A 14052-nucleotide genomic window follows, 5' to 3' on the forward strand; every position below is an offset into this window, starting at 1 on the left:
CGCGGCGTGTGGCCCGACAGGGTTGATCGCGGTTTGCGAACCAGACAGAATGACAAAGTAGATCAGGCTGAATGCCTGAGAGTTAATAATTTCCAAATGCCCGTTTTTGGGCGGTTTTATTTGATTTAGGGGAATTCGATGGCTGTAGATATGATCGGTTGGGGCGCCGCAATCGAAGAGAGCGATTCAGATCAGCTCATCGTGTTTGTCTCTGGGTATGGGCGACCTACGAACCAACAGTTTCACTTCGCCGGATATGCCGAGCAGTTTACTCAGAACAAGCTGTTCCTGCGGGATCATGCGAATTGCCAATATGCCCAAGGTATCTCGGGCGTTACGGACAACGAAGAAGAGAATCTTGAGTTTTTGCGTTACCTCATCAAAAAGCTTGGCGTCAAACGGGTGTCGTTTGTGTCGGGCTCTGTCGGCTCTCATCCGACGGTAATTTGGGGGCACAAGCTGGGCGTGAATGATATTCATCTGATCGGCCCGGTTACGGACATGGACAGCATCGCAAAAACGGATCGCGGGCAGCAGGAAGCGTTCCAACCTGTGGCAGAGTATTTTCAGTCACTTCTGAAAGATGATTATCCGTATTCGAACCTGCGCGAGTTCATGAAAGAGAATTCTGACAAGGTGGACAGCGTCGACATCTATTACGGTTTGGATGATCCGACCGATATGGCGCAGGCCGCCTTTATCGAAGATTTGCCACATGTTCGTTCGACCATTTATCACAAGGGCGATCATTTCCGCGTGCCGATGTTTGTGCAGCGTCGCGACCCGGATATGGCGAACCGTATCTCTGCACCATCTGTGGTGCGCCCGGCAGATATGCGCAAGGCAGGCACGATTGGTGACACCGAACTGGGCCATGCTGTCGTGAGGTACGTGTAGCAATGGGGCATGAGAACATGAACATTGCGATGACACAGCCCGGGACAGATACGTTACCACAACCGGTGTTTATCATCGCGCTTCCCAAAAGCTATACGTCCGTCTTAAGCGGAATGCTGGGACAACACCCATCGTTGTTGAGTGTGCCAGAGCTTAATCTGTTCGTCGGTGACACCGTGATGGACTGGGCGAACCAGCCGGCAAGTTTCATCTTTTGCGATGGCTTGCTGCGCACGACAGCTCAGCTTTTGTTTGGCGCTCAAACCGCGATGACCGTTTCGCAGTCGCTGGAATGGTTGCAAGAGCGCGCGGATTGGAAAGTGAAGGACGTGTTCGACGTGCTGCGTGAACATGCGGCGCCGTCAATCGTTATCGACCAAAGCCCGATCTATACGCAGCGCCCGGATTTCACCCAACGCGTGTTGCAGGCCTATCCGAATGCGCGGTTCATTCACCTGACCCGCAACCCGACAGCGTGGGTTGCTTCGATGGCGAAGTGGGGGCCGCAGGGCGAAGAGATTTTGCGGATGTATACCCAAGCCGAAGTAGGTTTGGATCAGGTGCCATCGCCGATTGAACTTTGGCATGCGGTTCACACGGGTGTCGAAGCCTTCTTGGACCCGCTGGATGACAAGCAGGTTTTGCGCGTGATGGGCGAGGATGTTGTGACCCAGCCCAAAGAAATCTTGCGTACAATTTGTGAATGGCTGGATCTGCCGTCAGAGGATGGTGTGATCTCGGAAATGCTGCACCCGGAACGTTCGATCTTTGCGGGTTGGGGCCCGCCCGGCGCGCGTGGGGGAAATAACCCGGACTACCTTACCGCGCCGCAACTGCGGACGCGTAATGACCGTGACAAGCTGTTGAAGATCGATCGGTCTGCGATGCCTGTTTCCGACGCTATAAGCGAATACGCCGAAAAAATCGGCTATTCCTAACAGGTTGATCCTTGGGGTGGATTATGCCGCCCCAAGGGACATTGCAGAATTACGGACCTGCGGGTCGCTCCATGACAGATCTGCGCCGTTGATGTCCCAAGGTGATTGCATCGCCGCCCAGACAAACAGGTTTGCCATCACTTCAGCTGATGCAACAGGCGCGGCAGATCCCGCACCGCCACGCGCGCGGCGGAAATCGGCAAGGCCGTCTGTTTCCGTCTTGCCCGGGAAAACCAAGCAGGCACCGATTTCTGTACCAGAAAGTTCGGCCGCTGTTTGGCGCACCAAGGCATGGGCACCGGCGCGGCTGGCGGCATAGGCCCCCATACCGGTTTGCACTGAATCGCCAAACGGTGAAGAGGCAAACAGCAACGCACCGCGGCCCTGTTTTTGTAGCGTAGGGAGCGTGGCCCGGATCACATTGTAGGTGCCGGTCATATTGGTGCTGACGGCGGCCTCCCAGTCTTTCTGCGCAACCTCCCAGCTTGGACGATCCAAGGGGCCGGTTGCGGCCGCGAAGTTGATAACGGTGTCCACACGACCGAATTCAGCGACGGCGGCGTTAACCACCGTTTGCATCTGGTCAGCATCTGTTATGTCCGACGGCTGCGCCCACACAGAATGCCCACGTGCCTGCACCGACCCTTTTACTGCGTTAAGGCGCGCGGCGTTTCGCGCGGTCAGGCAGACTTGTGCGCCGCGTGCCGCGAAGGCGTATGCGCAGGCTGCGCCGATGCCTCGGCTTGCACCAATCAACAGGGCCACATACGGTGCAGCGTTATTCATTTCGAAGCTCCAAGAAATTCAAGTGGGGCAGCGTCACCAAGGAAGGTTGCTGCCACGGTAATCAAGAAAGGCACCGCAATGGGCAGGGGACAAGTTGGCAATGACCGTTTTTATGCCCGCTGCGCTGTCTTCGGGTGCAACGGGGCCGCGTGGGCCGCCCATATCGGTACGAACCCAGCCGGGGTGAAGGGCAATACCGATGACCCCGTAATATCCCCATTCGTTGGCATAGTTGCGGATTGCATCGTTCAGCGCGGCCTTTGATTGGCCGTATGGGCCCATCGCGCGGCCACCCGCACGAATGCCTTCGGCGCTGGAAACGAAAACCATTTTCCCCAACTCAGCAAGGGTCAGGTTTTCGAAGACGGCTTCTGCGATGTTGATTGGCGCGTCGGTGTTAATCGCGAACACCTCTTCCGGGGCAATGGGGGGGCCAGCGCCAAACGGGCCGCCCACACGGTCATAGGTGCCAGCGGAAACGATGAGCACGTCAATAGGTTCCGCCCCTAGGTTTTTCTTAAGCTGCGCAATTTGCGACGGATCGCGCACATCCAGCTGATGCATGACCACATCCGCCTTAGTGCCGGACAGTGTCGACGGCGGGGCACCCGTGCGCGACGTTGCATGAACGCGCCAGCCGTCAGCGGCATATTGTTGTGCAAGTTCGCAGCCGATGCCTCGGCTTGCTCCGATAATTAGGACGCTCGGCATCGGCTGTTTTCCTGTCTTATTATTAGTGGTTCAAGAAGAAGTTCACGACCGCACGCGAGCCGTTCAGATCTGGGCGTGCGGGGCCAAATTTATCGCCCATCGCGCCCTTTGCTTCTTCAGCACCGGGCCATGTGTGACCAAGCTTGGGAATGACGCACAGGATCGCATTGGCGTTGCCGTTGCACTGATTGTAAAATGTGCAGGTCGTGCCAAGGCTACCTTCGCTTTTCTTGGTGGTTGAGTTGGTGCAACCGTTCCGTTTGGCGACAATCGCCACAACTTCTGCGGCGGGTGTCATATAGCCAAGAGATTTTTTCATGGCTGCCGATTTGGCATATCCGCCTTCGACCGGTGAACCTTGGTCAGACGCGCCATGCATGTGCATCAGTGGCACAGCACCAGAAGCACAGTTTTTCATCGGGTGGGTCGCAGCAAACGGCGCCGCGGCCGCGACAAGGCCGGGCACCTTGCAGACCAGTTGGTAAACCATCACAGCGCCATTTGAATAGCCCGTGATATATGCCTTTTTCTGGATCGGAGCGATGGTGCTTAGATCGGCCATGATCGCTTTGAAAAAGCCAATGTCATCGATATTGCGCTTTTCGGCCAGCCCGCAACAGTCACCTGCGTTCCAGGTGCGGCGGAACCCATCGGGATAAACGGTAATGAAGTTATTGGCACCCTTGGCTTTGTGCAGCCGGGTGGTTTTTTCCATGAAATCGGCGGTTCCCAAGGCCGGGTGGAACGCCATCATCACGCGTAGCGCTTTGCCAGATGACACATTCTCGGGGAGAATGGCGATATAAGAGCGGCTGCGGCCATCAACCCTTAATTCGCGCTCTATACGTTGTTGAGCGGACGATGGGGCAGGGGCAAGCGCGAAAACTGCGGCCATGGCGCCGGCTATCAGGGCGGTCAAGCCGAACCTTTTCGGAATATTGTTGGATCGTAGTCGCTTGAGGAGCATTGGACGGGCCTCTCATAAAATAGGAAGGGAAAAGTTATACAGGCTCAACTCAATTGGCGGCACTTTGGTTCAAAAAGAACTGACCCCAATTCACACGATGCAACGACCGAGTCGCATTCGGCGCGCTTTTTATCTTCTGACCTTGTAACAAGATCACTTCATCTTTCTTTGCGCAAATCTGCACGTTGGCCTCAGTGCCCACATTTTGCTGGGCTTTGTTGTTTTTACGCACGCCCATAGAGGAACGCGCAAGGTATTCGTCGATTGTGCCTGTATCACGCAGCTTTCCAAGCCAAACCGCAACACATTTGCGTCAACTAAGGTTTCAACGCGAAATCAGGCGAAACTTAGGATGCCGCGGCAAGCGGGCGTTCTAGGTCTTCGATCGGCGTTGCAAGATCCGCAGCCAATGAGCCACTGCGCATCAGACCCGCAACGATTGTCCCATGGCGGCCACGGTCGTGCGTGATCGTTTCCACATGCGGGAAGTCGCGGTTCAGTGCGGCATGGTTCATATCGACAGGTTCGCTTGTCGCGACGTGTTGGCGAACGACGCGGACTTTGCCCAAATTTTCTTCGACGATGTTCCGAGAGTTCAGATATTTCGGATCAAAGCCGCGTTCTTGGAATAGGCCTGTTACGGGTTCAAAAACGCCTTCCCAAAGCTGGCTGTTTTCGGGGTCTCCACCGCTTTCTTTGTCCAGATAGCTAACCAACGACACCAAATGGATATCATCAACACCGATCAGATGCCCCATAACCAATGCGCCATATGCGCCCAGCGAAGCACCGATAAAGGTCACCCGCGATGGCTTGGTTTTTCCAATGAAATACCGCAGGAACTCTACGTTTTCATCCATGCTGTTCGTTAGGCCGGGGATGCCGTTGTGGTAAAAATAATCCTTCGCCTCGTCGCGCAGGAAAAGCTTTGAGTATGGCATGTCCTTGCTGAAATCGGTGCAATCAAACGTGCCCTTGCGATAGGCCCCCCGAGAGCTGAAAAAAACGACCAATCGGTCATCGCCATAAGATACGGCTGCGCCGTCTGCTATCATTTGAGTCATTTGAAATTCCAGAAAAAATAAACGATTAAACTGGTTCGGTTTATACAGGTTAGTCGCCCACAATTGAAGTGCTTTGAGCCGCAAGTGGCCCATAAATTTTCCTAGCGTAAACCGTTAGCGGAAATTTCAAACGAAGCTGGATTCTTCGGCGACGATATTAAGATGTGATGCCGACGGATTGTTGCGTGCAGGCGTCACGCCTTCGCGCCACTTTCTTGCAACTTATCTGGATTTTAGGCGGGCTTGGCGCTAACTTTCTTGGCAGCCCATTGTGCGTGCGCGGCAAACGTGCGAAATTCGCTGCGCTTCGGCCATTTATTAGTTGCTTAGATGTGCGATTTTTGCACGATAACCGTCATTATTTCGATCGCGTCGGACTGATCCGTCGCTTTCAGCCAACTAGGTAGGGATTTATGCCTTCGCGCGACGCCGCAATTAAATCAGAGGGCGTTAAGCAAAAGACTTACCGCATTACCGCAAAAGTTACTGTCTCTAACCGGGGTGGTTCAGATACAGAAAATGCGGTCGCTTTTGTAAAACACACTGAAAGTGGGCGGTTATTTCGCCTTGGGAAAGAAGAATATTTTCTTCTGTCGCAACTTGATGCTGGGCAGACTCCAGACGAAGTTGCCGCAGATTTTCATGCTGAATTCGGAAAGATAGTTCGCGCCGATATCGTTGAACGCTTTGCGCGTCAGATGTTGGGCGCCGGTATTCTGCAAGAAATCGATGAGGTCGTGGTTGAGCGCATCAAAGTCGATGATGCCGTGGAGGTCGCCGACACCGCCGAGGTCGTGGACGAAGCTTCGGATGAAGATGAGTTGGACCCAGAGAATGGCGACGACGATGTAGACGATGAGCCGGAGGACAACGGCGGGCGCGACTATGATGAAATGCGCGATTTGGAGGACCTCGTTTTCAATGATGACGCAGGCCCAAAGGATGCGCCGTCTAACAACGAAACGTCCAAAGTGCGCCGCCTGAACGCGGCAATTGGCGCAGCTAATCGCAAAGCACAGCAGAAATCGACGGAAGGCACTTCCCAAAAAGACGAGCCCAGCGACCAAACGCAGTCGGCCGCGAATACCGGGCCGGGGGAAGCCTCGCCAAAAGTCGAAGCAGCCCCAATCGCGGATCCCGAGGTCGCAAATCGGAAAGTGAAGTTTCAGCGCGACGCCGGTGTGGATGGAAAAACCAGCCCACCCGGAATGTTGCGACTGTTTGATCCAACCGGGATGCTACGCGTCCTTAGCGATACATTCGGTTGGTGGCGCCACATCAGTTGGCTGCTTTACCCGCTTGTCATCTTTGCGATGCTGGTCGTGTTTAACCGGTTGGCAGAGTTCGGGCTTGGCATGGCGATGACGTCACGCACCGTTTCACGGATCGCGTTTATCGTCGTCTCGTTATTTACCGTCAATCTGTTCACACGGCTTGTGACGGCCGTGGTCGCGCATCGAAAAGGGGCAGAGGTCCGCCATTTCGGCCTGACCTTTATCCTGTTCTTTTTTCCGCGATTTGCCATCGATCTTAGCGGTGTGCAAAAGCTGGACCGTGAAGGCAAACTGGCGGTTTACAGTTCAACCATGAAGGCACGGTTGTTCCTGTTCGCGACGGCAACAATCATTTGGGCGGCCACCCGTCGATCCGCCACCGTCATTCCCGATCTTGCGATGATCGTCGAACAGATTTCGTTCCTTACTTTCCTGCTTACCGCGTTTCCGTTGTTGCAGGGGGATGGCTACAAGTGGATTTCGACCTACTTCAATCAGCCGTTCTTGCGTCAGCGTTCTTATTATTACGTCTTTGGTACATCGAAGAAAATCGCCCAGCATCTGCCCGATCCGACGAAGGGTGAAAAATGGGCCTTCGCGCTTTACGCCATTGGGTCCGCGTTGGTCAGCGGCCTGCTGATTTCGCTTCTTGTCATCTATGTCTCAACAGGGCTGGAAGGGCGTTTTGGTGGCACCGGTCTGGTAATGTTCTTTGGGCTTTTGGTGCTGATCGCGGTCTGGCTTTCCGTAATGAAATCCGGCCAGCAAGAGGCGCGCAAAAAGGCGATGAAGTCCGCGATGGCTGATCGTATGGCCGAACGCAAAGCCGAAGGCGGGCAGGGTGCCGGTATGGGCATGGGTGCTGGTGGCGGAATGGGCATGGGGCTGGGCGGCGGCAATCCCGGCCGGGCGCTGGTGCCGGTTGCATCGGCGGCGTCACAGGGAACCGCCTTGGCCAAACGCAAACTGACAGACGTCGGTCGGCCGCGCCCCGCGGTCAAGCCGTTGGCCGGTATCTATGCAGACAACGCGGCCAGCCAGCGACGCTCTCGTTGGGTGACGCGCCTGTTCATGGTCGTTGCGCTTACGGGCTTGGCCTATGTCGCGCTGCGCCCTTATTCGTACGAAGTCGGTGGGGATTTCGCGATCTTGCCGGACATGCGCACCGAAGTGAACGCGCGGGTCGCGGGCGAACTGGTCGAAATCTTTGTGGACGAAGGCGACGTGGTGCAAGAGGGCGATCTGGTTGCCCGTTTGTCGGATTGGCAACCTAAGCGTCAGGTCGCGTCGGCCAAGGCAGAACTGGCCAAGGCAGAGGCGCGGCTTCAGAAACTGCAAGACGGCGCGACTGAAGAAGAAATTCAGGTCGCACGCGAACAGGTTGGCCGGGCAGAGGCAAGTATTCCTTTCCTCAAGTCCCAAGCCGAACGCGCTGAGACCTTGTTAGAGCGCAAGACAATCTCGGATGCTGATGCTGAGCGTTATCAGAGCCAGTACATCACCGGTCTTCAAGATTTGCGCAGCGCCGAAGCCAACCTTGCGAAGGTCGTCGCGCCAGCGACAGAGACGGACATCATCATCGCAGAGGCCGAGGTTGAAAAGCTTCGCTCGGAACTGGACTTCCACATCGGTGCCCTGAATAGCGTCGAGATTGAAGCGCCAGTCGCCGGACGGGTCGTCAGCGAAAACGTGTCCTTGATGCGCGGCAAGTTTCTTGATGCGGGCGAGCTGTTCATCGAAATCGAAAACCACGAAGTTGCGCGCGCCGAAGTGAAGATTTCGGAAACCGACATCGGGCTTGTTCAGATCGGTGATACGGTGCGGTTGAAAGCTTGGGCAAGTTCGAACGGCGAACGTGATGGCACCGTGATTTCGATCGCGCCAGTTGCCGAAACGGAAGAGTTCGGACGCGTTCTGCGTGTGAAAACGCAGTTCAATAACGAAGAAGGATTCTTTCGCCCAGGCATGACGGGTTTCGCCAAAATCGAAGGCGGCGATATGAAGGTCTGGCAGGCGTTTACACGGTTGTTCGACCGGTTCTTCCGGATCGAAGTTTGGGGCTGGATCCCGTGATACAGCCCCAAATTCTTTAGGCGCGGTTGCGGTACAGGTTCGGATCAACGACCTGCGCCATCGCCATGTGATCCAGACCAGACCCCAAGAAGTCGGCAATCTGTGTGGCCTTCGTTGCGGGGTCTGCCACCACCTGGCGGTAGTCAGCATAGAACATTTTGATATTCGGCTGCGCATCCGCCCAACGGCGGAATTCAAACACCTCTGTTTGAAACAGCTGTAGCAAGATGTCTCGACCAATGGTGTCAGGGTCCAGTCCATCACGACGCATCATGGTTTCCTGCGATGCCAGAACCTCTTCCAGCTCGCGCTGCATAAAGACGACGCGGTAATTCACATTTGCTGGCAGATCATAGACCAGCTTGTAGATCACTTTGACCACTTTCCCGCACGACGGGGCGACCCAGCTTTTGTCTTCTTTCAATGCTTTAACAGGTTCGAACTCGTAATAACCAAGCGGGTTATCGTCGTTTGGCTTACGCGCATGATCGACAACCGGGGGGATTCCGCCAGCTTCAAGCATTCGCATCATCATCGATGTTCCCGATCTGGGAAGTCCCGATACGATGGTTACAAAATCGACCTCTTCTTGCATGATTTGCCCTTTAAATGAACTTTTAGATTATGCATCGGCGGCGATGCCAAGGCATCGTGCCTATGGCTTAAATGTTTGTGGCGCCTATGTGAAGTTTCGGTAAGCTTAGTTGAGAGTTTTTCGCGACTCATGTATCTGTATTGAAGTTGTTTTTTTCAGATCAGTTTGTTTTTTCAAAGGAGTTTTGGGGATGACGGAAAATAACATGAATAAAAACTCGCCTCAGTCTGACGCGTCGGCTCAGCAACAGCAACAACAACAGTCCGGTGGATTTGGCGGTGCTGGCGGCGGGTTCGGTCAGGGCCGCTTTGGTCAAGGTGGCCAAGGGCGGTTCGGCGGCGGACAGGGTGGTCAAGGTGGCTTCGGCCAGGGCGCGGGCCAAGGCCGGTTCGCACAGGGCGGCGGGCAAGGCCGGTTTGCACAAGGCGGCTTTGGTGGCGGTGCAGCTCTGGGTCAGGGTCGTTTTGGCGGTGCTCAGGGTGCACAAGCAGGTCAGGGCGGTTTTGGCCAAGGCGGTGGTATGGCCGGCGGTCAGGGTCGTTTCGGCCAGGGTCAGTTCGCTCAGGGCGGCGGCATGGGCGCACAAGGCGGCTTCGGCGGCGCAGCCCAAGGTCAGGGCCGTTTTGGCGGTGGCCAAGGCGCACAAACGCAAGCAGGTCAGGGCCGGTTCGCTCAAGGTGGCGGCTTTGGCGGTGGTCAAGGTCAGGGCCGGTTCGCACAGGGCGGCATGGGCGGCGGCCAAGGTCGATTTGCCCAAGGCGGCGGTATGGGAGCACAAGGTGGTTTCGGTGGCGCAGCCCAAGGTCAGGGCCGTTTTGGCGGCGCGCAGGCCGGTGGTCAGCAACAGGGGCCGTTCGCAGGCGGTGCGCAGGGTGGCGGTCAAGGGCAGGGGCGCTTTGCTCAGTTCTTGCGCATGATGGCTGCACGTAACCAGCAAGGCGGCCAAGCCGGTTTCGCACAGGGCGGTGGTCAGGGTCGCTTTGCACAAGGTGGCGGGATGGGCGGTCAAGCCGGTCAGGGCCGCTTTGCGCAAGGTGGCATGGGCTTTGGTCAGGGTCAGGCCGCACAAGGTGGCGGTTTTGGCGGCGGTCAGGGTCGTTTCGGTGGCGGCCAAGGTGGCTTTGGTCAAGGCCGTTTCGGTGGCGGGCAGCAAGGTGGCTTTGGTGGCCAACAAGCGGCCGCCGCTCCAGCAGATGTTACTGACGCTGTAGAAGTTGACGCAAAAGCGCCAGCTGGCGGATGGGTAAACTGGCGCGAAGCTGCGGCCAAGGAAAACGCTGAAAAATCATAACGATATTCGGCGATGTTAGTAAGAATGGCCCGGAGGTTTTCCGGGCCATTTCTTATTTGTGTACCAAGTGAGCGGCGCAACCCGTCAGGGCTGCATAGTCATCTTCGATCACAGAAATTGCGAACCCTTCCAAGAAACCGGTAAAACGCCCTTTGCCATGAAAGGCCGCCGGGAAACCGAGTTGCTGAAGATAGGGCGCCACGGCGCGGGCCACGCCGCCGCAAAGATAGATACCGCCAAAGGGCAGGAAAGTCAGCGCAAGGTTGCCGGATGCTATCCCCAGATGCCGCGTGAAGATGCGCGCGGCCTCTTCGGCGGCAACGGCGTCACCCTGTGCCAGCATCCCCATAACGGCGGCAGCGTCAGCTTGTTCCGGCGTGCCTGCACGGGTCGTAACCCACGAAAACAGCCGCGAAAGGCCACGGCCCGATAGAACATCTTCGACGGCTGCGAAATCATCGGCGCCTTTTACGAAGGTCGCGAGGGCCAGATCATCCTCATTCTCGACGGGAAGGGCGACATGACCAGCTTCTGCTGCCGTAACGATGGGCCCGTTGGGGCCGGGAATCACAGCGGCAGCGTTGAACCCGGTACCGATGCCGATGACCAGGCGCGTCGCGTTCGGCCCTTCTGGCGCACCGCTAAGCACGGGGCGCAGCGACGGTTCATCCAGATAGTCCAGCGCATGACCTTGGGCCTGCAGATCGTTCAAGATGGCGACACGCCCGGTTCCCGCAGCACGGGCCAGCGTTTCAGTGTCGATTTGCCAGTTGAGGTTGGTCAGTCGGCCAATTCCGTCGCGCACAGGGCCAGCCACTGCAACGCAGGCACCGGAAAGCTGAGTGTTCCCACGCCCTTCGATATAGTGACGCAGGACGGTCTCCAGATCTGGGTACTCGGCATTGCGAAAACGGTGGATCGTGTCGGTCAAAAGCTCTGAGCCTTGGGCCAACGCGACGCGGGTGTTCGTGCCGCCGATATCTGCGACTAGGGCGGGTGCTTCCGCGTGTGTCATATTCTTAGTGCCTCTTCCCTTACCGTGCCAATGCCCGGGCTAGCGCGTGATAGGATGCTTTTGGGGTCCGCTGCAAGCTGTCGAAATCCATGTGGACCAAGCCAAATCGTTTGTCATAGCCATGCGCCCATTCGTAGTTATCCAAAAGCGACCATGTGAAGTATCCGTTTACCGGAACGCCTTCGGCCGCTGCTTTGCGAACCTGATCAAGATGGGCGTTCAAATAGTCGATGCGCGGCTGATCATCGACGACCCCGTCTTTAAGGTCATCAAAAGACGCCATGCCGTTTTCGGTCACGTAAAGGGGCAGGCCTTTGGTGTATTCCGTATGAACCCACGTCAGGAAATGATGAAGGCCTTCGGGATAAATCTCCCAGTCGACGGCGGTTTTGGGAAGGGGGCCGGGCACCTCTTTGTGGGCTGGCCACGGGCCATCGCAAGGCGCGATCAGCTTGCGCGTATAGTAGTTTAGCCCCACCCAATCGAGCGGTTGACCGATCAGCGCAAAGTCATCCTGCCAGTTCTTTGGCATATGTGGCGCGAAGCCTTCCATGACATCGGCGGGGTATTCGCCCTTGAAAAGGCCAGACAGGAAGAACCTGTTGTAATACCCGTCATAAAGGCGCGCAGCTTTTGCCGCTTCCGGCGTATCGTCGGCGGGGGCGGCGTATTCGAAGTTGCACACAGCCCCAAGGTTTTTCACGCCCTGCGCACGCATTGCTTCGATTGCCGTTCCATGGGCCAAAAGCACATGGTGCATGGCATGGGCCGTGGCGCGAATATCGCGCAGGCCGGGCGCGTGGTGTCCAAGGAAATGGCTTAGCCAGCCAACGCACCACGGTTCGTTGATTGGCGCGGCGGACCAAACTCTGTCACCTATCCGGCCCATGATCACTTCGGCGAATTCCCCGAAAGCAGCGGCGATGTCACGGTTACGCCAACCGCCTTTGTCGGCCAAAGCGACCGGTAATTCCCAATGGTACAGCGTGGCGGCGGGCTTTAGCCCGCGTTCCAGCATGGCGTCAACCAACCGGTCATAAAAATCGAGCCCCTCTTGGTTGGGCTGCCCGGTTCCTTCGGGAATGACTCGCGCCCAAGATGTGGAAAACCGGTACACATCGAAATTTGCTGCCGCAAGCATGTCGAAATCTTCGGGGTAGCGGTGATAGTGGTCACAGGCGATATCGCCGTTTTCCGCGCGCACGACGTTGCCGGGCGTTGCGGCGAAGGTGTCCCAATGCGTGGTGCCGGCGCCGCCAAAGCTGTGCCCCTCTATCTGATAGCTTGAGGTTGCAGCCCCGAATAGGAAGCCCTCGGGAAAGTCGTTCCGCGTGAAGTTCATTATTTTGCCTCTTGTGGAGCAGGGCAGGTTGAGCGGCCAAGGGTCAGTTCCGCTTCCAATAAGCGGGACTGTGGCGCAGTGTCAGGTGATTGGATGATGGACAGCAACATTTCTGCCGCTTGTCGCCCCGCATCCCGAACGGAGGAGCGCGTGGCCGTGAACAGCGGCACGTCCATGCCATCGGAGTTCTTGAAATAGGACAGTTCATCGTCGTGAACGATCAGCGACACGTCCTTACCCATTTTCAAGCCAAGCTCTTCGATGGCGCGGCGTACGCCGATGGCGGAAATAATTGACGAAACCAGAAACGCGGTGGGCGGGGTGTCTTGTTCAAGCATGTTCAGCGCAGAGCGATAGCCGTTTGTTTCGGTCATCTCTTCTGAAACCATTAGGGCCGGATCAGCGGCGATGCCGCGTTTATCCAGCGCGCTGGTATACCCATCACGGCGGCGCTGCGCGAAATCCATATGCTCTAAGCCATTGATCAGCCCGATCCGCCGGTGGCCCAGATCAAGTAAGAACCCCGTTGCACGCGAAAACGCGCGCCGGTTGTTTATATCCAGCCATGAATAGGGGCCTTCCTCGCCACTTGAGCGGCCATGGACGACAAAAGGCAGGCCGATTTCGCGCAACAGTTTGATCCGCGGGTCATTGATAAGCGGCGCGTGAACGATAACGCCGTCGACATTCCGCTTTGAGGCAAGATCGCAATAAATACGTTCCTCATCCGCGTCTTTGACGACGCTTAGGTGCATGTCATATCCAGCGTTCGAATACGCCTCGCCAGCGCCTGCGATAAAGTCGGCAAAGACCGGGTTCACCATCTCATGTTTGGTTGCGATTGGGATGACGTGGCCGATGGCCATTGCTCGCCCGGTTGCCAACCCTTTGGCACGGGTGTTGGGGCGGTAATTATGTGCGATTGCGGCGGCGTGAACCCGCCTGCGCGTGGCCTCGCTTACTTCGGGATAGCCGTTCAATGCCCGACTCACCGTTGTTTGGGAAAGCCCAAGCGTTTGAGATAATTGTTTGAGATTCATACCTGTTTTAGTCCCAAAGCGCTTTCAATTTCCTCAAACACTACTGCTATAATCCGCGT

Annotated in this window: 12 protein-coding genes; 4 read left to right on the forward strand and 8 right to left on the reverse strand. The window is 56.5% G+C overall.

Annotation, left to right across the window (positions count from 1 at the left end; translation table 11 throughout):
• Positions 1 to 138: 138 nt before the first annotated feature.
• Entirely contained in the window at positions 139 to 897 is a 759-nt protein-coding gene (locus tag COL8621_RS07185) for a hypothetical protein (protein ID WP_093966571.1), read from the forward strand.
• A 17-nt stretch (positions 898 to 914) separates the two neighbouring features.
• Positions 915 to 1835, forward strand: coding sequence for a sulfotransferase family protein (locus tag COL8621_RS07190; RefSeq protein ID WP_176438446.1), 921 nt, complete (start codon positions 915 to 917; stop codon positions 1833 to 1835).
• 21 nt (positions 1836 to 1856) lie between these two features.
• On the opposite strand, the gene COL8621_RS07195 is transcribed toward COL8621_RS07190, so the two are convergent.
• From COL8621_RS07195 to COL8621_RS07215, 4 genes are all read right to left on the reverse strand, one after another.
• A complete protein-coding gene (locus tag COL8621_RS07195; RefSeq protein ID WP_093966573.1) occupies positions 1857 to 2621 on the reverse strand; it encodes an SDR family NAD(P)-dependent oxidoreductase in 765 nt (254 codons plus the stop codon).
• Between the two features lie 33 nt (positions 2622 to 2654).
• The gene (locus COL8621_RS07200; protein WP_093966574.1) at positions 2655 to 3332 is read right to left on the reverse strand and encodes an SDR family NAD(P)-dependent oxidoreductase; all 678 of its coding nucleotides are present in this window, start codon (positions 3330 to 3332) and stop codon (positions 2655 to 2657) included.
• A 22-nt stretch (positions 3333 to 3354) separates the two neighbouring features.
• Positions 3355 to 4251 (reverse strand): CE1 family esterase, encoded by an 897-nt coding sequence (locus COL8621_RS07205; protein ID WP_093966575.1) that lies wholly within the window; start codon positions 4249 to 4251, stop codon positions 3355 to 3357.
• Positions 4252 to 4646: 395 nt separating this feature from the next.
• A complete protein-coding gene (locus COL8621_RS07215) occupies positions 4647 to 5363 on the reverse strand; it encodes a hypothetical protein (RefSeq protein WP_141137856.1) in 717 nt (238 codons plus the stop codon).
• Positions 5364 to 5776: 413 nt separating this feature from the next.
• Here COL8621_RS07215 and COL8621_RS07220 point away from each other — a divergent pair, with 413 nt between their 5' ends.
• Positions 5777 to 8710 carry an HlyD family secretion protein gene (locus COL8621_RS07220; protein WP_093966578.1) on the forward strand — a complete coding sequence of 978 codons (2934 nt, stop codon included), beginning with the start codon at positions 5777 to 5779 and terminating at the stop codon, positions 8708 to 8710.
• A 16-nt stretch (positions 8711 to 8726) separates the two neighbouring features.
• On the opposite strand, the gene COL8621_RS07225 is transcribed toward COL8621_RS07220, so the two are convergent.
• A complete protein-coding gene (locus COL8621_RS07225; RefSeq protein ID WP_093966579.1) occupies positions 8727 to 9305 on the reverse strand; it encodes a sulfotransferase family protein in 579 nt (192 codons plus the stop codon).
• A gap of 190 nt (positions 9306 to 9495) precedes the next feature.
• Here COL8621_RS07225 and COL8621_RS19125 point away from each other — a divergent pair, with 190 nt between their 5' ends.
• The gene (locus tag COL8621_RS19125; protein WP_176438447.1) at positions 9496 to 10596 is read left to right on the forward strand and encodes a hypothetical protein; all 1101 of its coding nucleotides are present in this window, start codon (positions 9496 to 9498) and stop codon (positions 10594 to 10596) included.
• A gap of 52 nt (positions 10597 to 10648) precedes the next feature.
• Here the strand turns inward: COL8621_RS19125 and COL8621_RS07235 are convergent, their stop codons facing one another.
• From COL8621_RS07235 to COL8621_RS07245, 3 genes are read right to left on the reverse strand one after another with little or no spacing between them, the layout of a single operon-like run.
• A complete protein-coding gene (locus COL8621_RS07235; RefSeq protein WP_093966581.1) occupies positions 10649 to 11611 on the reverse strand; it encodes a glucokinase in 963 nt (320 codons plus the stop codon).
• Between the two features lie 19 nt (positions 11612 to 11630).
• Positions 11631 to 12953: a GH1 family beta-glucosidase gene (locus COL8621_RS07240; protein WP_093966582.1), complete on the reverse strand. Its 1323-nt coding sequence runs from the start codon at positions 12951 to 12953 to the stop codon at positions 11631 to 11633.
• A complete protein-coding gene (locus COL8621_RS07245) occupies positions 12953 to 13993 on the reverse strand; it encodes a substrate-binding domain-containing protein (protein ID WP_093966583.1) in 1041 nt (346 codons plus the stop codon). Before COL8621_RS07245 ends, COL8621_RS07240 begins: the two co-directional genes overlap by 1 nt.
• Positions 13994 to 14052: the final 59 nt, after the last annotated feature.

This window comes from Actibacterium lipolyticum (genome assembly GCF_900184935.1).
GTDB classification, from domain to species: domain Bacteria; phylum Pseudomonadota; class Alphaproteobacteria; order Rhodobacterales; family Rhodobacteraceae; genus Actibacterium_A; species Actibacterium_A lipolyticum.

Excerpts from the sequence above, each read along its gene's own strand:
- COL8621_RS07245 (WP_093966583.1), bottom strand. The coding sequence starts at position 13,993 with ATGAATCTCAAACAATTATCTCAAACGCTTGGGCTTTCCCAAACAACG.
- COL8621_RS07185 (WP_093966571.1), top strand. The coding sequence starts at position 139 with ATGGCTGTAGATATGATCGGTTGGGGCGCCGCAATCGAAGAGAGCGAT.
- COL8621_RS07225 (WP_093966579.1), bottom strand. The coding sequence starts at position 9,305 with ATGCAAGAAGAGGTCGATTTTGTAACCATCGTATCGGGACTTCCCAGA.
- COL8621_RS07235 (WP_093966581.1), bottom strand. The coding sequence starts at position 11,611 with ATGACACACGCGGAAGCACCCGCCCTAGTCGCAGATATCGGCGGCACG.
- COL8621_RS07220 (WP_093966578.1), top strand. The coding sequence starts at position 5,777 with ATGCCTTCGCGCGACGCCGCAATTAAATCAGAGGGCGTTAAGCAAAAG.
- COL8621_RS07215 (WP_141137856.1), bottom strand. The coding sequence starts at position 5,363 with ATGACTCAAATGATAGCAGACGGCGCAGCCGTATCTTATGGCGATGAC.
- COL8621_RS07195 (WP_093966573.1), bottom strand. The coding sequence starts at position 2,621 with ATGAATAACGCTGCACCGTATGTGGCCCTGTTGATTGGTGCAAGCCGA.
- COL8621_RS07190 (WP_176438446.1), top strand. The coding sequence starts at position 915 with ATGAACATTGCGATGACACAGCCCGGGACAGATACGTTACCACAACCG.
- COL8621_RS19125 (WP_176438447.1), top strand. The coding sequence starts at position 9,496 with ATGACGGAAAATAACATGAATAAAAACTCGCCTCAGTCTGACGCGTCG.
- COL8621_RS07240 (WP_093966582.1), bottom strand. The coding sequence starts at position 12,953 with ATGAACTTCACGCGGAACGACTTTCCCGAGGGCTTCCTATTCGGGGCT.
- COL8621_RS07200 (WP_093966574.1), bottom strand. The coding sequence starts at position 3,332 with ATGCCGAGCGTCCTAATTATCGGAGCAAGCCGAGGCATCGGCTGCGAA.